Here is a 22,976-nt window from a genome sequence, read left to right as displayed (position 1 = left end):
GCTGAACGGCCTGTCGGGCCACGTCACGGTGATCGAGGGCGACATCGCCGACCCGGCCCTGCGCGCCGGCCTGCCGGCCGCGACGCATGGCTTCGCGAATCCCCCCTTCTGGCCCGCCGGCACCGCGCCGCCCGAGGCACTGCGCAGCGCGGCGACCCATGCCGACGCGACGACGCTCGGGGCCTGGACCGGCTGCCTGGCGGCGGCGGTGCGGCATGGCGGCAGCGCAACGCTGGTGCTGCCGGCGGCGCGCCTGGCGGACGGGATCACGGCGTTGGCGGGCAGCGGTTTCGGCAGCATCGCCGTGCTGCCGCTCTGGCCCCGCGCCGGCGTGTCCGCGAAGCGGGTGCTGCTGTCCGGGCGCCGCGGCGGACGTGGCCCGAGCCGGCTGCTGCCGGGGCTGGTGCTGCATGATGAGAGCGGCCCGACACCGGAAGCCGACGCCGTGCTGCGCGCCGGAGCCGCGCTCGCCGGCTAGACAGGCGTAGCCCTGACTGTGTTCAGGGCTACGCCGGTCTGGGTTCTCTGGCCCGGCGATTCACGCCCTTCGCCGTGCCCACCTTCGGTGTGCACACTCCCGGCGATCGCGGGCTGGGCTAGCTCTCGTTGGCCTCGGGGTGGCGCAGCAGCCACAGCCGCTCATGCGCCGCCACCAGGCTCTCCATGTTCTTGCGGCGATTCACGTCGGGCGCCACGGGGCGGCGCGTGAGCATCATCTCGAGGATGCGCAGAAGTTCTTCCGCGACCTCGTAATCGCCCTGGTCGCAGGCGTGATGGAAGGCGATCAGGATCTTGTCCGACAGCCGGCGCGTATGCCTCGGCGGCCCGGCACTCGGGCGCCCGGCGTCACGACCCGGCTGGTCCCTCTCGTCTTCGGCCATCTACGCAAGGGCTCCCCTGGGACCCGGCCGCCCCGTTGCCGGACCGCTCCTTGATCTATCATACAAAGCTGGCCGACGCATCGGAACCCTGCGCATCCGCCACCTCTTGCGCGTCACGCCCCGCGGAGTTGCCCGCGGATGGCCTGCGCGATCGCGTCCGGCGTCGTGTCTGGCCGGAACAGTGCGCGAACACGCCCGTCCGGACCGACCAGATAGACGAAGGAGGAATGATCCACGAGGTAGTCCGTGGCGTCGGTCCGCTGCACCTTGGCGTAGAAGACGCGATAGGCGCGGGCGGCGGCGGCCACCTGCTGCTCGGTTCCGGTCAGGCCGACCATGCGGGGATGGAAGCGGCTAACATAGTCGGCCATCGCTTCCTGCGTGTCGCGCTCCGGATCGACGGTGATGAAGACCGGGACGACGCGGTCGGCCTGGCCGTCCAGCGCATCGACGGCGGCGGCGATGGTGCCGAGCTCCGTCGGGCAGACATCCGGGCAGTAGGTGAAGCCGAAATACACCAGCAGGAAGCGGCCGGCGAAATCGGCTTCGGTCACGCGGCGGCCGGTGTGGTCGGTCAGGGTGAAGGGCCCGCCAAGGACCAGTCCCTGCGGCAGCTGCACCCCGCCTGGGGAGGGCGCCGCCATCTCGTAGCCGAACATGGCGGCCGTGCCGCGGGCGAAGGACTCCGCCACGCTCTCCCCGTCCGTCGCGCTCATCCACGCCGCGGCCCAGAGCAGGCCGATCAGCACGATGACCATCGAGGCGAAGAAGCGGACGGCTTTCAGCATGGCACCCCGGACATAGGCGGATGGCGGGGGCGGCGGCAAGCCGCCCCCAGACGCCCGGCCCGTTTCAGTGCCGGCCGACCGCCAATTCGCCCTCCGGCTGGGCGGTCGAGAAGGTGCTGTCGGCGAAGGCTTCCTCCCAGGACCCGGTGGTGGAGGCCTTGGAGTATTCGGTCGCCCGGTTCTCGAAGAAGTTGGTGTGCTCCACCGCGTTCAGCATCTCGTCGAGCCAGGGCAGCGGATTCTTCTCGATCCGGTAGAGCGGCTCGAGGCCGAGCTGCTGCAGCCGGCGGTCGGCGATGAAGCGGATGTACTGCTTGGTCTGCGCCGCATCCAGGCCCTGCACGCCGCCGAGTTCGAAGGCCAGGTCGATGAAGGCGTCCTCGTGGTCCACGATGGTGGAGCAGATCAGGTAGAGGTCGCGCCGCAGCTCCTCGGTCCAGATCTCCGGGTTCTCCTGCACGAAGGTGCGGAACAGGCGGATGATGGACAGGCAGTGCAGCGTCTCGTCGCGCACCGACCAGCTGACGATCTGCCCCATGCCCTTCATCTTGTTGAAGCGCGGGAAGTTCATGAGGATGGCGAAGGAGGCGAAGAGCTGCAGGCCTTCGGTGAAGGCGCCGAAGGCGGCGAGCGTCTTGGCGATCTCGGTCTTGTTCTCGACCGAGAAGTTCTGCATGTAGTCGTACTTGTCCTTCATCTCCTTGTACTTGAGGAAGGCCGTGTACTCGATCTCCGGCATCCCGATGGTGTCGAGAAGATGGGAATAGGCCGCGATGTGGATGGTCTCGGTGCTGCTGAAGGCCGACATCATCATCAGCACTTCGGTCGGTTTGAAGACCTGGCTGTAGTGCTTCATATAGCAGTTGTTCACCTCGACATCCGCCTGGGTGAAGAAGCGGAAGATCTGCGTGAGCAGGTTGCGCTCGGAGGCCGTCAGGTTCTTCTGCCAGTCCTTCACGTCGTCGGCGAGCGGCACTTCCTCCGGCAGCCAATGGATGCGCTGCTGCTGCAGCCAGGCCTCATAGGCCCAGGGGTAGCGGAAGGGCTTGTAGACCGGGTTGGCGGTCAGCAGGTCGAAACGGATGGGCAGTTCGTCGCGGGAGACAACATCGTCCGGCATGGGTTCTCTCTTCGACTTGGGGCGTCCGGGGGGACGGGGCTCAGCGCAGCGCGCGCCTGCCCGGTGCATCGGCCTCGCGAAGCGTCTTCGCGAGGTCGGCGGAGATGGAGTCGAGGTCGGCGAGCAGGCGCTTCACCTGCTCCACCGGACCGCGCTCGTCGATCATCAGGTCCAGCTGCCGCGCCAGCTGGGCCCGGCGCGCGGCGAGGCGCAGCGCGTCATCCGGCAGCGTGGGGTCCGTCACTGGCACGCGAGGCACTCCTCGTAATTCGTGGGGTTGGCCGGCGGCGAGACCAGGTCGAGCGACGGCTGCGCGACCTCGTCCTTGTGCGCGGTCATCACGTCGGACTGGCCCACCACCTTCTCGCTGACGGCATCCGCGCGCTGGATGGACAGGCTGCGGCAGTAGTAGAGGCTCTTCACGCCCTTCTTCCACGCCATGACGTGGATCTGGTGCAGGTCGCGCTTGTGCACGTTGGCCGGCAGGAAGACGTTCACCGACTGCGACTGGCAGATGAAGGGTGTGCGGTCCGCCGCATGCTCGATCACCCAGCGCTGGTCCAGCTCGAAGGCGGTCTTGAAGGTGGCGCGCTCCTGCTCGGTCAGGAAGTCGAGGTGCTGCACGCTGCCCTTGCGGACGGTGATCGCGGTCCAGGTCTCGTCATCGTCGCGGCCGTGCTTCGCCAGCACCTTCTTCAGGTACGGGTTGCGCACGATGTAGCTGCCGGACAGCGTCTTGTGGTTGTAGACATTGGCCGCGATCGGCTCGATGCCCGGCGACGCGCCGCCGCAGATGATCGAGATGGACGCCGTCGGCGCGATCGCGATCTTGTTCGAGAAGCGCTCCATGAAGCCGTATTCGGCGGCGTCCGGGCAGGGCCCGCGCTCCTCCGCCAACTGGCGGGAAGCCGCGTCGGCCTGCTCGCGGATGTGCTTGAACATCCGCTTGTTCCAGGACTTCGCCACCACGCTCTCGAAGGGCACGTTCAGCGCCTGGAGGAAGCTGTGGAAGCCCATCACGCCCAGCCCCACGCTGCGTTCCCGCATGGCGCTGTACTTGGCGCGCGCCATGGAATCCGGCGCGGTGTCGATGAAGCTCTGCAGCACGTTGTCCAGGAACCGCATCACGTCCGGGATGAAGCGCGGCTCCTTGTGCCACTCGAACCAGGTCTCAAGGTTCAGCGAGGACAGGCAGCACACCGCGGTGCGCTCCATCCCGTGCTGGTCGATGCCGGTGGGCAGCGTGATCTCGGAGCAGAGGTTGGAGGTCTTCACCTCCAGGCCGGAGAGCTTGTGGTGCTCCGGCCGAGCCTTGTTCACGTGGTCGGAGTAGATGATGTAGGGCTCGCCGGTCTCGATGCGCGCCGTCAGGATGCGGATCCAGATCGCGCGCGCGGAGACCTTGCGCACCAGCGCGCCGTCCTTGGGCGAGACCAGCGCCCATTCCTCGTCGGCCTCGACCGCGCGCATGAAGGCGTCGGGGATCAGCACGCCATGGTGCAGGTTCAGCGCCTTGCGGTTCGGGTCGCCGCCGGTGGGGCGGCGCATCTCGAGGAATTCCTCGATCTCCGGGTGGCTGACCGGCAGGTAGCAGGCGGCCGAGCCGCGGCGCAGCGAGCCCTGGCTGATCGCCAGCGTCAGGCTGTCCATCACCCGGATGAAGGGAATGACGCCGGAGGTCTTGCCATTGCGCCCGACCTTCTCGCCGATGCCGCGCAGGTTGCCCCAGTAGCTGCCGATGCCGCCGCCCTTGGCGGCGAGCCAGACATTCTCGTTCCAGAGGCCGACAATGCCCTCCAGGCTGTCGGTCGCCTCGTTCAGGAAGCAGGAGATCGGCAGCCCGCGCGTCGTCCCGCCGTTGGACAGCACGGGCGTCGCCGGCATGAACCACAGACGCGAGATGTAGTCGTAGATCCGCTGCGCATGCGCCGCGTCGTCGCCATAGGCCGAGGCGACGCGGGCGAAGAGATCCTGGTACGATTCGCCAGGCAGCAGGTAGCGGTCGTCGAGCGTCGCCTTGCCGAAATCCGTCAGCAGTGCGTCGCGCGAGCGGTCGATGCGGACCTGGCCATGCCCTTCAAGCTGGACTGCGTCGAACACGACAACCCCCTCGATCAGCCCCGATACCCGGGGCGACTCCCCCATGGCGCGGAGATTGCCCCCGGCCGGCCCACCGCAACAAGATGTAGTGTTGCCACACTCCGCCAAACACCACCGCTGCCCCCGGGTTCCCCTGTTGATTTTTCCACAGGCTCCCGTCCTCGCGTCAGATGTTGCCGTTTCGTTCGTTAAAGCAAGCCTAACCGGACCGCGCCACCCTTGGATCACGCCGGCCGGCCCGGGCGGAAGAGGCCACGGCATTCCGTCCCCGATGTCCTCATGATCCACAGCCCTCGCGCGCCCCTTCCGCGCCGCCGCCGCCGCGGCGCATGATCGCGCATGCCTTCGGGAGACCCTCGCATGACCCGCCTTCTCACCCCCCGGCCCGCCCCCCTGGCCGTCACCCGCCGCGGGCTGGTGGCCGGCGGGGGGGCGCTGCTCGCCGCGCCGGCCCTCGGGCAGCCCGCCTGGCCGACGCGCCCGATCCGCATCGTGGTGCCCTTCGGCCCGGGCGGCGGGTCGGACGTCACGCTGCGCATCCTGGCACCCCGCCTGTCCGAGATCCTCGGCCAGCCGGTGATCGTCGAGAACCGGCCGGGCGCCGGCGGCGTGGTCGGCACGGACTACGTGGCGAAGTCGCCGCCGACCGGCGACATCCTGGTGCAGTCCACCCTCTCGCCCATTGGCCTGGCGCCGGGGCTTCCGGCGCCGATGCCCTTCGACCCCGTGCGCGACCTGACGCCGATCGCGCCCGCGGTCTTCGTGCCGATCGGGCTGGCGGTGACGACGCGCGGGCTGAACGTGCGCACCGGCCAGGAATTCGTGGACCTGATCCGCGCGAATCCGGGCCGCTACCAGTATGGCAGCTCGGGCGTCGGCTCCTCCGGCCACATCGCGGCCGCGACCTTCGCGATCAAGGTCGGCGCGGAGACGGTGCACGTCCCCTATCGCGGCGGCGGCCAGGTCTTCGCCGCGCTGAACAGCGGCGAGATCCACTACTGCTGCGACATCTCGGCGTTGCTGAAGCCCTTCCACGAGGCCGGCACCGCGCGCGTTCTGTTCATGGCGACGGAGGAGCGCAGCAGCCTGCTGCCGGACGTGCCGACCGCGCGGGAGGCGGGAATGCCGGACTACAAGGCCTATTCCTGGTTCGGCTTCTTCGGCCCGCCCGGCCTGCCGCGCCACATCGTGGACCGCATGGCCGCGGCGGTGGAGCAGGCGGTCTCCGACCCCGCCATGATCCGCCGCTTCGAGGAGGCCGGCACGCCGGTGATGCGCGGCTGGACGCCGGAGCGCTTCGCCGCCTTCGTGCGGGAGGAGAACGCCATGTGGGCGCCGCTGGTGCGCAGCCTGAACATCCGGGAGTAGGCGCGCCGGACGCGCCCGGCGCGAAGCATCCCGGAAACATTGCATCGGGCGCGCGCCATCGGCGCGCAACCCGGCCGGCCCATCCTGCCGCCACCCGCAGAACGGAGACCCCGGCCATGACCGCCACCCGCCGCCTCGCCCTGATCGGCCTGCCCGCCCTGTTCCTGGCCGCCCGGCCCGCCGCCGCACAGGACACGCCCGTACGCCTGTTCCGCCTGGTGACGCAGCGCGGGGAGATCGTGATGGGCCTGACGCCCGCCGAACTCGCCGCCCTCGGCACCGGGCCGGAGGTGGAGCGCATCGCCCGCCGCATCGCCCAGGAGGGGCAGGTGACGGGCTGGCGCTACGTGGTGGGCCGCGCGCCGGACGGCAGCACGCGCCTGGCGACGCGCGAGCAGGTCGCCGTGCTGCGGCAGGAGGCGCTGGTGGTCGAGCCCTACACCGCCGCCCTGCCCGTGGCGCCGCCGCCCGCGCGATAGCGCACGGGCCCCCGATGCGCTTTCATCTGCGCCGGAGGCCCCTGCCATGAACCGACTCACCCGACGCACCGCGCTGGTCCTGCCCGCCGCGGCACTCGCGCGCCCTGCCCTCGGCCAGGCCTGGCCGACGCGGCCCATTCGCATCGTCGTCGCCTTCGGCACCGGCGGCGGCACCGACATCACCACCCGGCTGCTCGCGCCCAAGCTCGCGGAGATCCTCGGGCAGCCCGTGGTGGTGGAGAACCGGGTCGGGGCGGGCGGCACCGTGGGCGCCGATCATGTCGCGAAGTCCGCGCCGAACGGCGAGACCTTCCTGCTGGCGACCGTCTCCAACATGGCGCTCGCGCTCGGCCTCTACGCGCGGCTGCCCTACGACCCCGTGCGCGACCTGGTGGGCGTGGCGCCGACCGTCTTCGTCCCGCTCGGCATCGCGGCGTCCGGCCGGCTCGGTGTGAACAACGCGTCCGAGTTCATGGCGCTGCTGCGCACCAATCCCGGGCGGTTCAGCTATGGCAGCGCGGGGGCCGGCACGTCGGGCCACATCTGCTCGGCGACCTTCCTCTCCCGCATCGGGGCGCGGGCGGAGCATGTCACCTACCGCAACCCCGGCCAGACCTTCCTGGCGCTGCAGCAGGGCGAGATCGCCTTCACCACCGACATCCCCTCCCTGCTCGCACCGTTCCATCGCGAAGGCACAGCGCGGCTGATGTTCGTCGCCACCGAGGAGCGCAGCCCGCACGCGCCCGACGTGCCGACAGCGCGGGAGGCCGGGCTCGGCGACTTCAAGGCGTATTCCTGGTACGGCATCTACGCGCCCGCCGGCACGCCCGATCCGATCGTGCAGCGCATGGCCGCCGCCATCGAGCAGGCGCTTTCCGACCCCGCCATCGGCAACCGCTTCGACGAGATGGGCACGCCCGCGATGCGCGGCTGGACCCCGCAGCGCTTCGCGGACTTCCTGAAGACCGAGATCGACCTCTGGGTGCCGCTGGTGCGCGCCAGCGGGGCGCGCGCGGATTAGGCCATGGCAAACGGTCCGCCGTCAGGCGAAGGGGGCGGCCGCTGCCGGCCGCCCCTTTCGCGGAGTGGTCCGGCGCGCCTCAGCGCATCGGCGGGGCGTATTGCAGCCCGCCGCGGTTCCAGAGGTTGTTCACGCCGCGCGGGAAGCCGATCGGCGTCAGGTTGCGCTCCCACACCTCGCCGTAGTTGCCGACGGCCTTGATGATGCGCACCGCCCAGTCGTTCTCCAGCCCCATCATCCGGCCGAGGTCGCCGGTGCGGCCCAAGAAGCGCTGCACGTCGGGATTGGTGCTGTTGGCGAAGCTGTCGATGTTGGCCTGGGTGATGCCGAGCTCCTCAGCGGTCACGAGGGCGAAGTGGGTCCAGCGCACGATGTCGAAGAAGCGCGCATCGCCCTTGCGCACCGCCGGGCCGAGCGGCTCCTTGGAGATGATCTCCGGCAGCAGCAGGTAGCGGTTGGCGTTCGGGCCCTGGCTGGCGGCGAAGGACGCCAGGGATGAACTGTCGTTGGTGTAGGCGTCGCAACGGCGGCTGATGAAGGCTTCGCGGATCTCCTGGATGTTCTCGATCACGACCGGCGTGTAGCGCAGGCGGTGCGTGCGGAAGAAATCGGCCATGTTCAGCTCGGTCGTCGTACCCGGCTGCACGCAGACCGTGGCGCCGTCCAGCTGCCGGGCGGAGGTGACGCCGCTGTCGCGGTGCACCATGAAGCCCTGGCCGTCATAGACATTGATGCCGGCGAACAGCATGCCGAGCGAGGCCTCGCGCGCCAGCGTCCAGGTGGTGGTGCGGACGATCAGGTCCACCTCGCCCGATTGCAGCATGGTGAAGCGCTGCTGCGTGGAGGAGGGCACGATGCGGATGCGGCTGGGGTCGCCCAGCAGCGCTGCGGCCACCGCGCGGCAGTAGTCCACGTCGATGCCGCGCCACACACCCTGGCTGTCCGGCAGCGAGAAGCCGACCGTGGAGGGCGAGACGGTGCAGACCAGCTGTCCGCGCTGGCGGATCGCCGCGACGGTGTCCGCCGCGGGCTGGGCGAAGGCGGGCGCGGCAAGGCCCGCACCGAGAAGCGCGGCGCCAAGCGCGGCGCCGAGTCTGGCAAGACGCATATGTGAAGCTCTCCCGTCGAGAATGCAGTCTTCGCGTCGCCCGGCCTCGGCGCGCGGCACGATCCTTCCCGCGTGGCGCGCCGGCGGCAAGTGGGATCGGCGCCCGACGGGCTGGACCGGCGCCGGTGGCCGGGACAGGCTGGCCGGGAGCGTAGGGTGGGCCGCAGATGACACGGGGAGAGCGGATCGTCGCCTGGTGCTTCGGCCTGACGGCCGGGCTGGCGCTGCTGCTGGGCTTCCCGATCGCGGTGCTGCTCGCCGCGGCCGATCCGCTCCGCCGTACATCGACGCAGGATGCGGTCGCGCTGTTCCTGGTGGCGGCGGCGGTGGTGCTGCTGCCGGCGCTGGCGGGGGCCGTCGGCACCTTGCGGCGGCGGCGCTGGGGGCCCATCGCGCTCGGCTATGTCGCGGTGCTGATGTTGTTCGCCGTCCCGGTCGGCACGGTTGCGGGCGGCGCCGCGCTCTGGCTGCTGCTGCCGGCCATCCGCCGCGCCTGGGCGGCGCAGCGCGACGCCAATGCCACTGCCGCCGCGGCCGCGACAACCGTGGCAGGTCCCTGGGGAGGCCCCCCAAGCGAGGCGCCCTGCATGCATCTGCAGCCCGTCGTCGCGGCGATGCGCGACCGCGGCATCGGGCTGCGGGCCTGGCCGGGCGGGCGGGTCCAGGCGGACTGCACCATCGACCTGCTCGCGCTGGCGCGCTGGCAGGGCGGGCTCGGCACGCTGCGGCTCTCCGTGCCGACGCCGGACGAGCGCACGCCGGAGAACGCGCCGGCCCTGCTGTGGTGCGATGCGTGCCGGCGCGGCCTTTCGGTGGCTGCGCCGGCCGCGGCGACGCGCGGCACGCCGATCTTCCCGGGGCCGGCGGCGTGACGATTCAGGCGGCGGCGTCGAACCGCCGCGCATAGCCCTCCGGCGAGAAGCCGACGAGCAGCGCCCCGCCCGCCTCCAGCACCGGCCGCTTGATGACGGAAGGCTGCGCGACCATCAGCGCGATCGCGCGCGCCTCGTCCAGCCCAGCCCTCTCGGCCTCCGGCAGCTTGCGGAAGGTGGTGCCGGCGCGGTTGACCAGTGACTCCCAGCCGACCTGCCGCACCCAGCCCTCGATCTCGGCGCGGGCGGGCGGATCCGCCTTGTAGTCGCGGAAGCGGTGCGCCACGCCCCGCGCCTCCAGCCAGGCGCGCGCCTTCTTCATGGTGTCGCAGTTGCGGATGCCGTGGATCGTCACCCCGCCTGCCATGCGATGTCTCCTGCTGCGTGCAGCCGCCAGTCTCGGCGCGCTCGTCCAGTGCGATCAAGCGGTTGTCGCGGTTCGGTCAGCGTGCGCCATGCCGGAAGCAGCCGGGGGCATGGTCGTCCACGATGCCCACGGCCTGCAGCCAGGCGTACACGATGGTCGGCCCGACGAACTTGAAGCCGCGGCGCTTCAGCTCCTTCGAGATCGACTCCGAGAGCGGCGTGACGCTCGCCCTGCCATCGCCGCGGAGCTGACGGCCCTGCGTGAAGGACCAGCAGAAGTCGGCGAAGTCCTCGCCGCGAGCCTGCATGGCGTTGAAGATGCGCGCGCCGGCGATGGTCGCCTCGATCTTCGCCCGCGACCGCACGATGCCGGGATCGGCCAGCAGCCGCGTCACGTCGGCCTCGGTGAAGGCGGCGACCTTGGCCGGATCGAAGCCGGCGAAGGCGGCGCGGAACGCCTCGCGCTTGCGCAGGATGACCTGCCAGGAGAGGCCCGCCTGGAAGCCCTCCAGCATCAGCGTCTCCCACAGCATGCGGGAGTCGCGGACCGGCACGCCCCATTCGGCGTCGTGGTAGGCGGCCATCAGCGGATCACTGTCGGCCCAGGCGCAGCGAGCAGGGGTCTTTGCCGTCATGCGCCGGACGTTCGCATCCTGTTCGTGGTGTTTCCAGCCCCGTTGATCGGCTTCCGTGCCGGCGCCCATCGCCGCCCGGCGCGGCCGATGGCCCGACCAGCCGCGCCGAGCCGCCGCAGCCGGTCACGCTCGACATCCGCAGCCGTGTCGACTACGCGGCTCACCGAAGCAGTTGCGACCCTGACATGAACAGCATCACGGATCCGAAACCAGCTCTGTGGCTGCGCATCGCGCAGTTCCCGCTGACCCGCCTGATCCTGCTCGGCGGGCTCATCTTCTACATGCTGGGCCAGAGCAACGCCTACATGTCCGAGGCATCGGGCTCGCCCATGGCAGCCATCGGCGTGGCGGCCGGCATGACGGCGCTGGGCCTGGCCGTCTACGCCGGCTTCGTCCGGCTGGTCGAACGGCGCCCGGTCAGCGAGCTGGCCCTGCCGGGCATGGGCCGCGAACTGGGGATCGGCCTGCTGATCGGCGCCGGCCTCTACACCGCCTGCGTGCTGATCCTGATGGTGCTCGGCATCTACCGCATCGAGGGCCTGAACCCCCTGGCCTTCATGCTGCCGGCGGTGGCGATGGCGCTGAGCGCGGCCATCTTCGAGGAGCTGCTGTTCCGCGGCGTGCTGTTCCGCATCGTCGAGGAGTCGCTCGGCAGCTGGATCTCGCTCGCCGTGTCGTCCTTCGTGTTCGGCTTCCTGCATCTGATCAATCCGGCGGCCACGATCATGGGCGCGCTGTTCATCAGCATCGAAGCCGGCCTGCTGCTCGGCGCCGCCTACATGGTGACGCGGCGGCTCTGGCTGAGCATCGGCTTCCACCTGGCCTGGAACTACACGCAGTCCGGCATCTTCTCCGGCATCGTCTCCGGTGGCGAAAGCCGCCCGGGCCTGATCAGGGCCACCATCGAGGGCCCGGTCGCGCTGACCGGCGGCAGCTTCGGCCTGGAATCCTCGCTGATCGCCTTCATGCTCTGCACGACGACGGGCGTGGTGCTCCTGATCATGGCCATCCGGCGGAGACATGTCGTGCCGCCGTTCTGGCGGCGCACGGGTTGAGCCGCGGCGCTCGGCCAGGGACAAGCCGGTCGGCAGTCTGGCAGGCACCGCGCCGTCACTGCCGCCAGCCCCCCACCGTGAGTTGAGTGCGCGCAGAAGCGGGACAGGCTGACATCCCGCCGGCAACCGCCGGGACGGAGGTCGGCGTGATCCACATGCGTGGATAACGCCGCAGCCTTCGTCCGGGCGGCTGATTCACCGCTTCGGCGATGCCGCCTTCGCGGATCAGGCGCTGGTCCGAACTGCCATCGGAGACGGTCAGGCCGGAGAGCCGTGCAGCCGGAAGGCCCTGACGATCAAGGATCGAAGGTCGCCGCCAAGGCAACGCCGGAACTCCGTCACTCCCACTCGATCGTGCCCGGTGGCTTGCTCGTGATGTCGTAGGTCACGCGGTTGATCCCGCGCACCTCGTTGACGATGCGGTTCGCGACGCGCGTCAGGAACGCCATGTCGAAGGGATAGACATCCGCCGTCATCCCGTCCGTGCTCGTCACGGCGCGAAGCGCGCAGACCTGGTCGTAGGTGCGGCCGTCGCCCATCACGCCGACGGTGCGCACCGGCAGCAGCACCGCGAAGGCCTGCCAGATGGCATCATACAGCCCGGCGCTGCGGATCTCCTCCAGGAAGATCGTGTCCACCTTGCGCAGCAGGTCCGCCTTCTCCCGCGTCACCTCGCCGGGGATGCGGATCGCGAGGCCGGGCCCCGGGAAGGGATGGCGGCCGACGATCGCCTCGGGGATGCCGAGCTCGCGGCCCAGCGCCCGCACCTCGTCCTTGAACAGCTCGCGCAGCGGTTCCACCAGCTGCATGCGCATCCCCTCGGGCAGGCCGCCGACATTGTGGTGCGACTTGATGGTCACGCTCGGCCCGCCGGTGGCCGAGACGCTCTCGATCACGTCGGGATAGAGCGTGCCCTGCGCCAGGAAATCGGCGCCGCCGAGCTTGTTCTGCTCCTCCTCGAAGACCTCGATGAACAGCCGGCCGATCGTCTTGCGCTTCACCTCCGGGTCGGTGACGCCGCTGAGCTGGCCGAGGAACAGCTCGCTCGCGTCGCGGTGGATCAGGCGGATGTTGAAGCGGTCGCGGAAGGTAGAGACAACCTGCTCGCTCTCGCCCGCGCGCATCAGACCGTGGTCCACGTAGATGCAGGTGAGCTGGTCGCCGATGGCCTCATGGATCAGCACGGCGGCGACGCTGGAATCGACGCCGCCGGACAGCCCGCAGACCACGCGGCCGCGGCCGACCTGGGCGCGGATCTTCGCGACCATCTCCGCGCGGAAGGCGCCCATCGTCCAGTCGCCGATGCAGCCGCAGACGAGATGCGTGAAGTTCTTCAGCAGTTGCGCGCCATGCGGCGTGTGCACGACCTCCGGGTGGAACATCGTGCCGTAGTAGTGGCGCGCATCATCGGCGATCAGCGCGAAGGGCGCGCCCTCGCTGCTGGCCACCACGCGGAAGCCGGGCGGCAGCTGCGTGATGCGGTCGCCATGGCTCATCCACACCTGCTCGCGCGCGCCCTTCGCCCAGACGCCCTGGGTGATGGCGCAGTCGCCGGTGACGTCCACGAAGGCGCGGCCGAATTCCCGCGCATGCCCGCCCTCCACCGTGCCGCCCAGCTGATGCGCCAGGGTCTGCTGCCCGTAGCAGATGCCGAGGATGGGCAGACCCATCGCGAACACCGCCTGCGGCGCGCGCGGGCTCTCGCCTTCGGTGACGCTGGCCGGCCCGCCGGAGAAGATGATGCCCTTCGGCGCGAAGGCCCGGATGCGGGCCTCCGGCGCGGCGTTGTAGGGCCAGATCTCGCAGTAGACGCCGCTCTCCCGCAGGCGGCGCGCGATCAGCTGCGTCACCTGGCTGCCGAAATCGAGGATGAGGATGCGCTCGTGCCGGGCGGCGGCGGCGGCGGGGGCGGAGTCGGGGGGGAGCGTCATGGCGGGCTATGACCACAACCCCGCCCCGGGGGCAAGCATCAGCTGCCCGGACAGGCCGCTTGCGGCGCGCCACCGGCCGGGCGCAGCATTCCGGGGCCGGGACAACAGCCTCGCGGAGCGCTGCGCCCGGCCATGCCCAGCAGGAAGACCACCCCCGCCGCCAAGGCCCGCCCCGCAAGGAGCCTGGCCGGACGCCGCCTGGACGCCATGCCGGACCGGGTGGACATCCGTGACTGGTTCTACCGTCCGAGCCTGCTAGCCCTGCCGGACACGATGGTGAACTGCGCCCGCGTGCCGGCCGTGCTGGACCAGGGGACCGAGGGCGCCTGCACCGGCTTCGCGCTCTCGGCCGTCATCAACTACCTGATCGCCCAGCGCGCCGGCACCGCGCGCGATGCGCGACTGCCGGTCAGTCCCCGCATGCTCTACGAGATGGCGCGGCGCTACGACGAGTGGCCGGGCGAGGCCTACGAAGGCTCCTCCGCGCGCGGCGCGATGAAGGGCTGGGTGCGGCACGGCGTCTGCCACCGGACGCTCTGGCCGGACGACCGGCACGGCTCGACCCACCTGACGCCGGACATCGTCGCCAGGGCGCGCCAGGTGCCCGGGGGCGCCTTCTACCGCGTGGCGCATCGCGAGATCCGCGACATGCACGCGGCGCTGGCCGAGCTTGGCATCCTCTACGTCACGCTGATGGTGCATGACGGCTGGGACGAGCCCGGCCCCACGACGCGCACCCTGCGCTTCGACGCCGGCGGACGGGCGGGCAGCCTGAAGCTGCCGGTGATCATGCGGAAGGGCCGCGCCGCATCCGGGCACGCCGTCGCCATCTGCGGCTTCACGGAAGACGGCTTCGTCGTGCAGAACTCCTGGGGCAAGGGCTGGGGCCGCGGCGGCTTCGCGCTGCTGCCCTACGAGGACTTCCTGCTGCACGCGACGGATGTGTGGGCGGCGCAGCTCGGCGTGCCCGTCGCGCTCGACCTCTGGGCGGCCGGCGCGGCCGACACCACCCAGGGCATGGCGCGCGCCGAGGCGGCGATTCCGCTCGACCAGGTGCGCCCCTTCATCGTGGATGTCGGCAACAATGGCGAGTTGTCCCGCAAGGGCGACTACTGGACCACCGAGTCCGACGTGACACGCCTGTTCCGGGAGGTGATCCCCGCCCGCGCCAAGGCCTGGCCGAAGCGGCGGGTGCTGCTCTACCTGCATGGCGGCCTGAACAGCGAGGCGGCGACCGCGCGCCGCGTCGTCGCCTTCCGCGACGTGCTGCTGGAGAACGAGATCTACCCGCTGCACATCATGTGGGAGTCCGGCGCCTTCGAGACGCTGCGCCACATCGTGGACGACGTCTTCACCGCCGCCGACGAGCGGGCCGGCGCGATCGGCGACTGGATGCGCAAGCTGCGCGACGGACTGCGGGAAGGCCGCGACATGTCGCTGGAACTCACCGCCGCCGCCATCGGCGGCACGCTGTGGCGCGAGATGAAAGAGAATGCGCGCCTCGCCTCCGACCACCCGGCTGGCAAGGGCGCCGCGCAGGTGATGGCGCGGGAACTGGCCGCGGCGCTGGGCGACGTGTCCGCGGCCGAGCGCGCGCGCTGGGAGGTGCATGTGGTGGCGCACAGCGCCGGCGCGATCTTCGCCGCCCACGCGCTGCCGCACCTGCTCGGCGCCGGGCTGAAGCTCGCCAGCCTGCACCTGATGGCGCCGGCGATGACGCTCGACCTGTTCCGCGCGACGCTGATGCCGGCGATCAAGCGCGGCGAGTGCCCGCTGCCCGACACCTACATCCTGGGTGACCAGGCGGAGCAGGACGACACCGTCGGCCCCTACGGCAAGTCGCTGCTGTTCCTCGTCAGCAATGCCTTCGAGGCACGGCGCGCCACGCCCCTTCTCGGCATGCAGCGCCACATCGAGGCGGATGCGGCGGTGCGGAAGCTGCTGGCGCCCGGGCTGGTGGTGGCGCGCACGCCGCGGCCCGGCGCGCACGGCGAGTCCGCCAGCCGCGCGCATGGCGGCTTCGACAACGACCCGGCCACGATGAACTCGATCCTGCGCAACATCCTGGGCCGCGCGCCGACGCGGCCCTTCGACACGCGCGACATGGTGTTCTGAGCCCCGCGCTACCCTTCCTTCACCGGCGCGGTCGCGGAGAGCAGCACGTCGATCGGGTCCCAGGCGAAGGCGGTCTGCTGCACCGGGTGGCCAGCGACGCGGATCTGCTCGTTCATCGCCTGGCGGCCGCCGATCCGGCGGTAGAAGTAGCGCGCCGGATTGTCCGCCAGCACCCACACCAGCGCGGAGTTGCAGCCGATGGCCCGCAGATGCGCCGCCATGGCTCGCATCAGCCGCCGGCCCACGCCGCGCTCACGGAAGTCGTCCAGCACGTAGAGCGTCTCCACCTCGCCTTCCGCCAGGCCGCGGCGCCGCGCGCGGCCGCCAGAGGCGAAGCCGACGATCGCCGCGTCCGGCCCAGGCCGGTCGCCTGGCTGATCGGTGCCCGCCGCGGTCGCGACGAAGACGGCATGGCCGCCATGCCGGTCGAGGATGGCGCGGTGGTAGAAGGCTGCCAGCCGCGCCTCGGACAGGGTGGCGAGATAGGTGTCGTCCAGGATGCCGGCATAGGCGCTGCGCCAGGCCGCGACATGCACGGCGGCGATGCCGGGCGCGTCATCCGGGCGTGCCCTGCGGACACAGATCATGGCCGTCGCTCCAGCACGGCCGCAAAGAAGCCGTCGGTGCCTTGGCGCGCGGGCGACAAGGCCATGAACAGGCCCTCGCCGGGCGCGGCGACGCCCGGGCAGAGTTCCGCCCACAGCGCCGGGACGGGGCGCGTGACGAAATCAGGATGGCGCCCGAGGAAGCGCTCGATCTGCATTTCGTCCTCCTCCGGAAGGAGCGAGCAGGTAGCGTAGACCAGCCTGCCGCCCGGACGCACGAGCTCTGACGCGTCATCGAGGATGACGGTTTGTTTTGCCGTCAGTTCGGCAAGATCCCGTTCCGTCGTACGCAACCGCGCATCCGGATTGCGACGCCAGGTGCCGCTGCCCGTGCAGGGCGCATCGACCAGCACCCGGTCGAAGCTGCGCCCGCGCCGTTTGCGCCACTTGTCGCCCGGCACCAGCAGGTGGCGCTCCACATTGTCCACGCCGGCCCGGCGCAACCGGCGCCCCGCCCCTTCCAGCCGCGGGGCGGAGACGTCACAGGCCACGATGTGCCCCCGATTGCCCATGGCGGCAGCCAGGGCCAGCGTCTTGCCCGCGGCGCCTGCGCAATAATCGGCGACGCGCATGCCCGGCCGCGCATCGGTGAGCAGGGCGATCAACTGGCTCCCCTCGTCCTGCACCTCGACCAGGCCTTCCTTGAAGGCCGCGGTGGCGGAGACCGGCTTGCGGTCCGCGACGCGCAGCCCCCAGGGGGAGAAGGGCGTCGGCTCCGCCGCGATCCCCTCGCCGGCCAGCGCCAGCCGCGCCGACTCCCGGCTGGTCCGCAGCAGGTTGGCGCGCAGGTCGAGCGGCGCCGTTGCCTCCATAGCCGCCGCCTCCTCCGCCAGACGGCCATCGAAGCGGGCGCGCAGGCCAGGCAACGCCCAGTCCGGCAGGTTCAGGCGCGCGCCTTCCGGCATGGCCGGATCCACCAGCGGACGGCCGGCGAGGCGCCGCACCGCCTCGACCTCGGCCGGCTCCAGCGGCACCGGGGCGAAGCGGTCGCCGGTGAAGTGGCCGGCGAGCTTCTGCGGCGGCCAGCCCTCCACGATCAGCAGATGCGCCGCCAGTACCATGCGCGGCGTCGCGGGCAGGCCGAGCTGGGCGAGGTGCCAGCCCAGCCGCAGCCGCTGCCGCACCACGCCCCAGGCGAGCTCCGAGACCGCCCGGCGGTCGCCGCTGCCTATGAAGCGGCGGGCGCGGAAGAAGTCGTTGGCGATGGCGTCCGCCGGCCGCCGCGGCTCCGCGTCCAGCGCGGCCAGCAGGTCGATGGCACCCTGCACGCGGCCCGCGGGCGTCATGCCAGCAGCCCCGGCAGCTCGGCCAGCGTCGCGATGCGCGCCCTCGCCAGGCGGTCGAGGCCGTATTCCACCGGCACCGGCGCGCGGGTCAGCCAATGGACGCGGAAGCCGAAGCGCGCCGCGCCGAAGGCGTCCCAGGCATTGGCGGAGACGAAGGCGATCCGCTCCGGCGCGCAGCCGAAGCGCGTCGTCGCCAGTGCATAGACCTCGGGCGCCGGCTTGTAGCGCCGCAGCGGATGAACCGACAGCACGGCATCGAGCAGCGGATCGAGGCCCGCTGCCGCCACCGCTTCCTCCAGCATCGCCGGTTCGCCATTCGACAGGATCGCGGTGGCGAGCCCCGCGCCGCGCAGCGCGGCCAGTGCGGGCGCCGCATCGGGGAAGGCGTCCAGGCGACGATAGGCGCCCAGCAGGTCGTCCCGCAGCGCATCATCGGCGATGCCATGCGCGGCCAGCGCGATGTCGAGCGCGCGGCGGGTGAGCGTGGCGAAATCGGCGTAGTCGCCGGTGGCGGACAGGATCCAGGACTGCTCGAGCTGCTTCGCGCGCCACAATGCCGAGACGGCGGACGCCTGCGCGCCCAGCCGCCCGGCGTGGCGCGCCACGGCGGCGTGCACGTCGAGCAGGGTGCCGTAGGCGTCGAAGACGACGGCGGCCGGGGAACCGGCCGGTACGGACATCGGGGAGCTGGCGTCCTTGTTCGGCGCCCATGCTTGCGCCGCCCGCGGCGCGGGGCAAGGCCCCGCGGCAACGGCTTGCGTTTTCCGCATTCCCTGCCGCGCATCGCATGGTCTAGCCTTCCGCCGGCGCGACCCAACGCGGCGCGCCTTGAGGGAGGAAACAACGATGTCCCCTGCACCCCGCGCGATCCGCGCGACAGGGGCGGTGCTGGGCGCGGCCGTCGCGCTGGGCGTGGTGGCACTCCACCTGCCCGCGGCAGCCGAGACGCGCCCGACGGTGCTGTCATTGGATGCGGAGTTGCCGGCCTCCGCGGTGTATCTCGACGAGAGCTTCTTCGCGGATGTCTTCCGCGGCAGTGGCGGCCTGGCGGGCCATCTCGCCGCCTTGCGCTACGGCGCCGGCTCCGCCCAGGGCTTCCGGGCCGCGCTCGTCACGGTGGCCGCCGGGCGCATCGACTGGCACGACCCCATCGCCTTCGTGATGGCGCGCACCGGGCCGGCGCCGCGCACCGATGTCGCCTTCGGGCCGAACGGCCATCGGCCCTTCGACATCGCGATCATGACGGATTGCGGCGGCTGCCCGCCCGATGCGGCGTCGCGCGAGGCCTATCTGGCGCGGATCCGGCGCGACGCCGAGATCGTGCGGCGCCATGGTGCGCAGCCGGTCCTTTTCATGGCCTGGACCGATCGCGACCGGCCCGAGCGGCTGGCGCAGATGGCGGACTCCTACACGCTGGCCGGCAACGCGACGGGCGCGCTGGTGATTCCGGCGGGGCTCGCCTTCGCGCGCGCCCTGGCGCAACGGCCCGGCCTGGCGCTGCACGAGGACGACCAGCGCCATCCGACCCTCGCCGGCACCTATCTCGCGGCGGCCATCACCTATGCGGCGCTGTACGGCACCTCGCCGGTCGGCAACCGCTACACGGCCGGGCTCGATGCGGAGACAGGCGCATTCCTGCAGCGCGTCGCCTGGGAGACGGCGTGGCAGTACTACGCGGGGCGACCGCCGGAGTGAGCGGCGCGCCGCCCGCTCACCCCTCCATCCGGTAGTTCGGCGCTTCCCGCGTCACGGCCACGTCGTGCACGTGGCTCTCCCGCAGGCCGGCATTGGTGATGCGGCGGAAGCGCGCGCTGCGCTGCATGTCGGCGATGGTCGCGCTGCCGGTGTAGCCCATCGCGGCGCGCAGGCCGCCGACCATCTGGTGGATCACCGCGCCCACCGGGCCCTTGTAGCCGACGCGGCCCTCGACGCCCTCCGGCACCAGCTTCAGCTTGTCCGCCACTTCCGCCTGGAAATAGCGGTCGGCCGAGCCGCGCGCCATGGCGCCGAGCGACCCCATGCCGCGATACGACTTGTAGCTGCGGCCCTGGTAGAGGAAGACCTCGCCCGGCGCCTCGTCGGTCCCGGCGAAGACGCTGCCCATCATCACGCAATCCGCGCCAGCCGCGATCGCCTTGGCGATGTCGCCGGAGGACCGCACGCCGCCATCGGCGATGCAGGGCACGCCGCGCTCGCGGCAGGCCGCGGCGCTCTCCATCACCGCGGTCAGCTGCGGCACGCCGACGCCGGCGACGATGCGCGTGGTGCAGATGCTGCCCGGGCCGATGCCGACCTTCACCGCATCCGCCCCGGCCTCGATCAGCGCCAGCGCGCCTTCCGGCGTGGCGACGTTGCCGGCGACGACCTGCACGGAATTCGACAGCCGCTTGATCCGCTCGATCGCCTTCAACACGCCGCCCGAATGGCCATGCGCGGTGTCCACCACCACCACGTCCACTTCGGCCTGGACCAGCAGCGTGGCGCGGCGCAGCCCGTCCTCGCCGACCCCGGTCGCCGCCGCGACGCGCAGGCGGCCCATCGCGTCCTTGACCGCGTTCGGGTTGGCCTGCGCCTTGTCCATGTCCTTCACGGTGATCAGGCCGATGCAGCGGAACTGCTCGTCCACGACCAGCAGCTTCTCGATGCGGTGCTTGTGCAGCAGGCCGCGCGCCTCCTCCGGAGTCACGTCGCCCTTGGCGGTCACCAGGTTCTCCCGCGTCATCAGCTCGTAGACGCGGGTATTCGGGTCGGAGGCGAAGCGCACGTCGCGGTTGGTGATGATGCCCACCAGCCTGCCGCCGTCGCGCTCCACCACGGGGATGCCGCTGATCTTGTGCGCGTCCTGCAGCGCATGCACCTCGGCCAGGGTCTGGTCGGGATGGATGGTCAGAGGGTTCACCACCATCCCGCTCTCGAACTTCTTCACCCGGCGCACCTGGGCGGCCTGGTCCTCGGGCGAGAGGTTCTTGTGCACCACGCCGATGCCGCCCGCCTGCGCCATGGCGATGGCCATCGGCGCCTCCGTCACCGTGTCCATCGCCGCGGCGACGAGCGGGATGTTGAGCGCGATCTCGCGCGTCAGTCGCGTGCGGGTGTCGGTGTCCGCGGGCAGCACGGTGGAATAGGCCGGCACCAGCAGCACGTCATCGAAGGCGTAGGCCTCCTCGAACCGCCCGCGGTCGGACGGAAGGGAATGCGGGCTGTCGGGGGGCGCCATGGCGGGTACCTCGTGCGGAACGCGACCTTGGCGGCCCGACCTACACCCGATGCGCCCCGGCCGTCCAGCGCAGAGGCCATGAGAGCTTCGTGACGATCCGCAACGGGAAAGGCTGGACGACGGAATAACGGCGTCGTGGCGGAGACGACGGCCGCGCCATGCGTTCCCACAGGCAACCCCCACAATCCGGAGTTCCCACGCGCCATGGCTTTCGGCCTCAATCAGCGTTTCCTGGACGACCTGTCCGCCTTCGAGGACCGAGTGCGCCCCACCTTCCAGGCTGCGGAGCAGGACCTCACCGCGGCCCTCGGGACGATGCGCCCGGACCTCGCCGCGCTGGAGGACGACCTGCGCGCCCGAATGGATGCCCTGCAGCCCCAGCTGGAGGACGCAGGCGACCGGTTGGCTGCGGTCTTCGACGACCCGGCGATCCGCGACGCCCTGGCCCGGCTCGGGCTGGACGACATTTCGGTCGACGGCCTGGACGACCTCGAATCCCTTGTCGCCCGCATGCCCCCGGGGCTCTCCGGCCCCGACGCGACCGGGGAGGTGCCGACCGGCAGCGCCGACATCCCGCGCGAGCTGGCCGCCGTCGCGGCCAGCCTGGCTGCCGCGCCGCGCGTCGTGCAGGCGCTCGGGCCCGACTCGGCCTTCGTGGACGTGCGCGGCCGGAGCTTCGCGGTCGTCGAGACCTACCGCGACGATGCCAGCGGCTTCTCGGCCCTGCGCCTCGCGCCGGTCGAGGGCGGCGGCGAGGTTTTCGCGGTGGACGGGCTGCAGGTCGGCTCCCGCGCCGACGAGGTCGCCGCGGCGACCCTCGGTCGCCTCCAGGTCGAATCTGCGGCTTTCGCGGAGATGATCGCCGACGCCGCGGCGGCGGGCGCCAAGGGCGGTGTGCTGCTGACCGGACCCAGCCTGGGTGGAGCCGTCGCGCAGGTTGCCGCGCTGGAGACGGCGCAGGCGCTGCTGGCGGGCGGCAGCCCTGTTCCGACCGGGACCGTTCAGCTCGTCACCGTCGATTCGCTGGGCGGGCGCGATGCCGCGGCGGCGATCAACGGCGGCACGCTCGACCCTGCGGCGCTCGAGGTGATCACCGCGCTCAACCTGCGCACGGACGGCGACATCGTCACGCGCATCGGCAGCCATATCGGCGCGACGAAGACGCTGCCCGCGCTCGATGAGGCGGGGAACCCGGTCGAGCTGAACGCGGCGGACGCCCATGTGAACGTCGTGTCGCTGCTGCAGACGCTGGACAGCGATGCGCTGTTCGCCGCCGGCACGCTCGGCGCGCCGCAGGAGATCGCCGGCTTCGCGCTCGCCTCCAACGCGGCGTCGCAGCAGGTCATCGAAGCCTGGCTCGCCTCCGGCGCCGAGGACGATTTCGACGCACCGACGCTCGCGACGCTGCAGATCCCGGGCGACGCCCGCTTCGACGCGAGCCGCACGGTCTGGTCGCTGGACGCCGACGAGAACGGCACGACGGACATCGCCGTGCGGCTCTCGGCGCCGTCGTCGCAGGCGGACGTGCTGATCGGCTGACGCACGGCGCCTGCGGGGAGGGACAGCGTCCCTCCCGCAGTGCCGCTCAGCGCGGCGGCACGATCCGGCACGCGCGGGATGCCGCCCTCGCCAGCAGCAGCATCCGTCGCGCCGCGACCGCCCCGGTCGCCGCCTCGCCCGCCACGTGCTGGACCATCGGGCTGGAAATCACCGCGCGCGTCGCCGCATCGATCGCGACATCGGCGACGGCGACGGTCCCGGCCTCGAAGACGCAGCGCCGGACCAGCGAGATGGTGCCCGCGATGCCCGGGCGCAGCCCGTGGATGACCGCGACCTCCCGCACCAGCCGCAGTCCGCGCCAGGCGAAGAACAGCGCATCCAGCGCCGGGGAGGGGACCACCGCGGTCGCCGCGAAGGCCTGCGCCGCCGCGGCGCGGCCGGCCGAGCTGGCCGCGCGGTCCAGCTGCGCCAATGGCCCCGCTTCCAGCAGCGCCGTCAGCGCCGGCAGGTCGCCCGCCTGGCGCAGCGC

Annotated in this window: 22 protein-coding genes and 1 pseudogene; 9 read left to right on the top strand and 14 right to left on the bottom strand. The window is 71.5% G+C overall.

Going from position 1 to position 22,976, the window contains the following annotated elements; genetic code table 11:
* Positions 1-478: pseudogene (locus OZN99_RS07090) on the top strand (tRNA1(Val) (adenine(37)-N6)-methyltransferase); the annotation flags it as partial.
* A gap of 118 nt (positions 479-596) precedes the next feature.
* Here the strand turns inward: OZN99_RS07090 and OZN99_RS07085 are convergent.
* The 5 genes from OZN99_RS07085 to OZN99_RS07065 form a co-directional block, all read right to left on the bottom strand.
* Positions 597-881, bottom strand: a complete 285-nt coding sequence (locus tag OZN99_RS07085) for a hypothetical protein (protein ID WP_270934499.1) — start codon at positions 879-881, stop codon at positions 597-599.
* A gap of 113 nt (positions 882-994) precedes the next feature.
* Positions 995-1,669 carry an SCO family protein gene (locus OZN99_RS07080; RefSeq protein ID WP_270934498.1) on the bottom strand — a complete coding sequence of 225 codons (675 nt, stop codon included), beginning with the start codon at positions 1,667-1,669 and terminating at the stop codon, positions 995-997.
* A 64-nt stretch (positions 1,670-1,733) separates the two neighbouring features.
* A complete protein-coding gene (locus OZN99_RS07075; RefSeq protein WP_270934497.1) occupies positions 1,734-2,789 on the bottom strand; it encodes a ribonucleotide-diphosphate reductase subunit beta in 1,056 nt (351 codons plus the stop codon).
* Positions 2,790-2,829: 40 nt separating this feature from the next.
* On the bottom strand, positions 2,830-3,039 hold the full coding sequence (locus OZN99_RS07070) for a hypothetical protein (RefSeq protein ID WP_270934496.1): 210 nt from the start codon (positions 3,037-3,039) through the stop codon (positions 2,830-2,832).
* Positions 3,030-4,934, bottom strand: coding sequence for a ribonucleoside-diphosphate reductase subunit alpha (locus tag OZN99_RS07065; RefSeq protein WP_270934495.1), 1,905 nt, complete (start codon positions 4,932-4,934; stop codon positions 3,030-3,032). Before OZN99_RS07065 ends, OZN99_RS07070 begins: the two co-directional genes overlap by 10 nt.
* 315 nt (positions 4,935-5,249) lie before the next feature.
* Here OZN99_RS07065 and OZN99_RS07060 point away from each other — a divergent pair, with 315 nt between their 5' ends.
* From OZN99_RS07060 to OZN99_RS07050, 3 genes are all read left to right on the top strand, one after another.
* Entirely contained in the window at positions 5,250-6,257 is a 1,008-nt protein-coding gene (locus OZN99_RS07060; protein ID WP_270934494.1) for a Bug family tripartite tricarboxylate transporter substrate binding protein, read from the top strand.
* A gap of 116 nt (positions 6,258-6,373) precedes the next feature.
* Positions 6,374-6,736: a hypothetical protein gene (locus tag OZN99_RS07055; RefSeq protein WP_270934493.1), complete on the top strand. Its 363-nt coding sequence runs from the start codon at positions 6,374-6,376 to the stop codon at positions 6,734-6,736.
* A 46-nt stretch (positions 6,737-6,782) separates the two neighbouring features.
* Positions 6,783-7,757 (top strand): Bug family tripartite tricarboxylate transporter substrate binding protein, encoded by a 975-nt coding sequence (locus OZN99_RS07050; RefSeq protein ID WP_270934492.1) that lies wholly within the window; start codon positions 6,783-6,785, stop codon positions 7,755-7,757.
* Between the two features lie 79 nt (positions 7,758-7,836).
* On the opposite strand, the gene OZN99_RS07045 is transcribed toward OZN99_RS07050, so the two are convergent.
* Positions 7,837-8,865 (bottom strand): amino acid ABC transporter substrate-binding protein, encoded by a 1,029-nt coding sequence (locus tag OZN99_RS07045; protein WP_270934491.1) that lies wholly within the window; start codon positions 8,863-8,865, stop codon positions 7,837-7,839.
* Positions 8,866-9,032: 167 nt separating this feature from the next.
* Between OZN99_RS07045 and OZN99_RS07040 the strand changes: the two genes are divergently transcribed.
* Positions 9,033-9,737 (top strand): hypothetical protein, encoded by a 705-nt coding sequence (locus tag OZN99_RS07040; RefSeq protein WP_270934490.1) that lies wholly within the window; start codon positions 9,033-9,035, stop codon positions 9,735-9,737.
* Positions 9,738-9,741: 4 nt separating this feature from the next.
* Here OZN99_RS07040 and OZN99_RS07035 read toward each other — a convergent pair whose 3' ends face one another.
* Together OZN99_RS07035 and OZN99_RS07030 are read right to left on the bottom strand one after the other, a co-directional pair.
* On the bottom strand, positions 9,742-10,104 hold the full coding sequence (locus OZN99_RS07035) for an ArsC family reductase (protein WP_270934489.1): 363 nt from the start codon (positions 10,102-10,104) through the stop codon (positions 9,742-9,744).
* A 76-nt stretch (positions 10,105-10,180) separates the two neighbouring features.
* Positions 10,181-10,738 (bottom strand): DNA-3-methyladenine glycosylase I, encoded by a 558-nt coding sequence (locus OZN99_RS07030; protein ID WP_270934488.1) that lies wholly within the window; start codon positions 10,736-10,738, stop codon positions 10,181-10,183.
* A gap of 185 nt (positions 10,739-10,923) precedes the next feature.
* On the opposite strand from OZN99_RS07030, the gene OZN99_RS07025 reads away from it, so the two are divergent.
* A complete protein-coding gene (locus OZN99_RS07025) occupies positions 10,924-11,793 on the top strand; it encodes a CPBP family intramembrane glutamic endopeptidase (protein ID WP_270934487.1) in 870 nt (289 codons plus the stop codon).
* Between the two features lie 338 nt (positions 11,794-12,131).
* On the opposite strand, the gene guaA is transcribed toward OZN99_RS07025, so the two are convergent.
* A complete protein-coding gene (guaA, locus tag OZN99_RS07020; RefSeq protein WP_270934486.1) occupies positions 12,132-13,724 on the bottom strand; it encodes a glutamine-hydrolyzing GMP synthase in 1,593 nt (530 codons plus the stop codon).
* Between the two features lie 132 nt (positions 13,725-13,856).
* Between guaA and OZN99_RS07015 the strand changes: the two genes are divergently transcribed.
* Positions 13,857-15,839, top strand: a complete 1,983-nt coding sequence (locus OZN99_RS07015; RefSeq protein ID WP_270934485.1) for a C1 family peptidase — start codon at positions 13,857-13,859, stop codon at positions 15,837-15,839.
* Between the two features lie 8 nt (positions 15,840-15,847).
* Here the strand turns inward: OZN99_RS07015 and OZN99_RS07010 are convergent, their stop codons facing one another.
* Genes OZN99_RS07010 through OZN99_RS07000 form a run of 3 tightly spaced genes read right to left on the bottom strand, consistent with a single transcriptional unit; the run spans position 15,848 to position 18,410 of the window.
* Complete coding sequence (locus tag OZN99_RS07010; RefSeq protein WP_270934484.1) at positions 15,848-16,426, bottom strand: GNAT family N-acetyltransferase; 579 nt, start codon at positions 16,424-16,426, stop codon at positions 15,848-15,850.
* Positions 16,423-17,730, bottom strand: a complete 1,308-nt coding sequence (locus OZN99_RS07005; RefSeq protein WP_270934483.1) for an RsmB/NOP family class I SAM-dependent RNA methyltransferase — start codon at positions 17,728-17,730, stop codon at positions 16,423-16,425. The genes OZN99_RS07010 and OZN99_RS07005 overlap by 4 nt, the downstream gene beginning before the upstream one ends.
* On the bottom strand, positions 17,727-18,410 hold the full coding sequence (locus tag OZN99_RS07000; protein WP_270934482.1) for a haloacid dehalogenase type II: 684 nt from the start codon (positions 18,408-18,410) through the stop codon (positions 17,727-17,729). Before OZN99_RS07000 ends, OZN99_RS07005 begins: the two co-directional genes overlap by 4 nt.
* A gap of 166 nt (positions 18,411-18,576) precedes the next feature.
* On the opposite strand from OZN99_RS07000, the gene OZN99_RS06995 reads away from it, so the two are divergent.
* A complete protein-coding gene (locus OZN99_RS06995; protein WP_270934481.1) occupies positions 18,577-19,425 on the top strand; it encodes a hypothetical protein in 849 nt (282 codons plus the stop codon).
* Positions 19,426-19,441: 16 nt separating this feature from the next.
* Here OZN99_RS06995 and guaB read toward each other — a convergent pair whose 3' ends face one another.
* On the bottom strand, positions 19,442-20,947 hold the full coding sequence (gene guaB / locus OZN99_RS06990) for an IMP dehydrogenase (protein WP_270934480.1): 1,506 nt from the start codon (positions 20,945-20,947) through the stop codon (positions 19,442-19,444).
* A 204-nt stretch (positions 20,948-21,151) separates the two neighbouring features.
* Between guaB and OZN99_RS06985 the strand changes: the two genes are divergently transcribed.
* The gene (locus OZN99_RS06985) at positions 21,152-22,486 is read left to right on the top strand and encodes a hypothetical protein (RefSeq protein WP_270934479.1); all 1,335 of its coding nucleotides are present in this window, start codon (positions 21,152-21,154) and stop codon (positions 22,484-22,486) included.
* Between the two features lie 46 nt (positions 22,487-22,532).
* Here OZN99_RS06985 and OZN99_RS06980 read toward each other — a convergent pair.
* A partial coding sequence (locus OZN99_RS06980) for a DUF697 domain-containing protein (protein WP_270934478.1) occupies positions 22,533-22,976 on the bottom strand: 444 nt, incomplete at its 5' end.

This window comes from Falsiroseomonas oryzae, from assembly GCF_027856955.1.
In the GTDB taxonomy this organism is placed as follows: domain Bacteria; phylum Pseudomonadota; class Alphaproteobacteria; order Acetobacterales; family Acetobacteraceae; genus Falsiroseomonas; species Falsiroseomonas oryzae.
This window is presented reverse-complemented; position numbering and strand designations above follow the sequence as displayed.

Bases quoted from the DNA above. Each gene is read 5' to 3' on its own strand.
- OZN99_RS07085 (WP_270934499.1), bottom strand. From the start codon at position 881: ATGGCCGAAGACGAGAGGGACCAGCCGGGTCGTGACGCCGGGCGCCCG.
- OZN99_RS07080 (WP_270934498.1), bottom strand. From the start codon at position 1,669: ATGCTGAAAGCCGTCCGCTTCTTCGCCTCGATGGTCATCGTGCTGATC.
- OZN99_RS07075 (WP_270934497.1), bottom strand. From the start codon at position 2,789: ATGCCGGACGATGTTGTCTCCCGCGACGAACTGCCCATCCGTTTCGAC.
- OZN99_RS07065 (WP_270934495.1), bottom strand. From the start codon at position 4,934: ATGGGGGAGTCGCCCCGGGTATCGGGGCTGATCGAGGGGGTTGTCGTG.
- OZN99_RS07060 (WP_270934494.1), top strand. From the start codon at position 5,250: ATGACCCGCCTTCTCACCCCCCGGCCCGCCCCCCTGGCCGTCACCCGC.
- OZN99_RS07055 (WP_270934493.1), top strand. From the start codon at position 6,374: ATGACCGCCACCCGCCGCCTCGCCCTGATCGGCCTGCCCGCCCTGTTC.
- OZN99_RS07050 (WP_270934492.1), top strand. From the start codon at position 6,783: ATGAACCGACTCACCCGACGCACCGCGCTGGTCCTGCCCGCCGCGGCA.
- OZN99_RS07045 (WP_270934491.1), bottom strand. From the start codon at position 8,865: ATGCGTCTTGCCAGACTCGGCGCCGCGCTTGGCGCCGCGCTTCTCGGT.
- OZN99_RS07040 (WP_270934490.1), top strand. From the start codon at position 9,033: ATGACACGGGGAGAGCGGATCGTCGCCTGGTGCTTCGGCCTGACGGCC.
- OZN99_RS07035 (WP_270934489.1), bottom strand. From the start codon at position 10,104: ATGGCAGGCGGGGTGACGATCCACGGCATCCGCAACTGCGACACCATG.
- OZN99_RS07030 (WP_270934488.1), bottom strand. From the start codon at position 10,738: ATGACGGCAAAGACCCCTGCTCGCTGCGCCTGGGCCGACAGTGATCCG.
- OZN99_RS07025 (WP_270934487.1), top strand. From the start codon at position 10,924: ATGAACAGCATCACGGATCCGAAACCAGCTCTGTGGCTGCGCATCGCG.
- guaA (WP_270934486.1), bottom strand. From the start codon at position 13,724: ATGACGCTCCCCCCCGACTCCGCCCCCGCCGCCGCCGCCGCCCGGCAC.
- OZN99_RS07015 (WP_270934485.1), top strand. From the start codon at position 13,857: ATGCCCAGCAGGAAGACCACCCCCGCCGCCAAGGCCCGCCCCGCAAGG.
- OZN99_RS07010 (WP_270934484.1), bottom strand. From the start codon at position 16,426: ATGATCTGTGTCCGCAGGGCACGCCCGGATGACGCGCCCGGCATCGCC.
- OZN99_RS07005 (WP_270934483.1), bottom strand. From the start codon at position 17,730: ATGACGCCCGCGGGCCGCGTGCAGGGTGCCATCGACCTGCTGGCCGCG.
- OZN99_RS07000 (WP_270934482.1), bottom strand. From the start codon at position 18,410: ATGTCCGTACCGGCCGGTTCCCCGGCCGCCGTCGTCTTCGACGCCTAC.
- OZN99_RS06995 (WP_270934481.1), top strand. From the start codon at position 18,577: ATGTCCCCTGCACCCCGCGCGATCCGCGCGACAGGGGCGGTGCTGGGC.
- guaB (WP_270934480.1), bottom strand. From the start codon at position 20,947: ATGGCGCCCCCCGACAGCCCGCATTCCCTTCCGTCCGACCGCGGGCGG.
- OZN99_RS06985 (WP_270934479.1), top strand. From the start codon at position 21,152: ATGGCTTTCGGCCTCAATCAGCGTTTCCTGGACGACCTGTCCGCCTTC.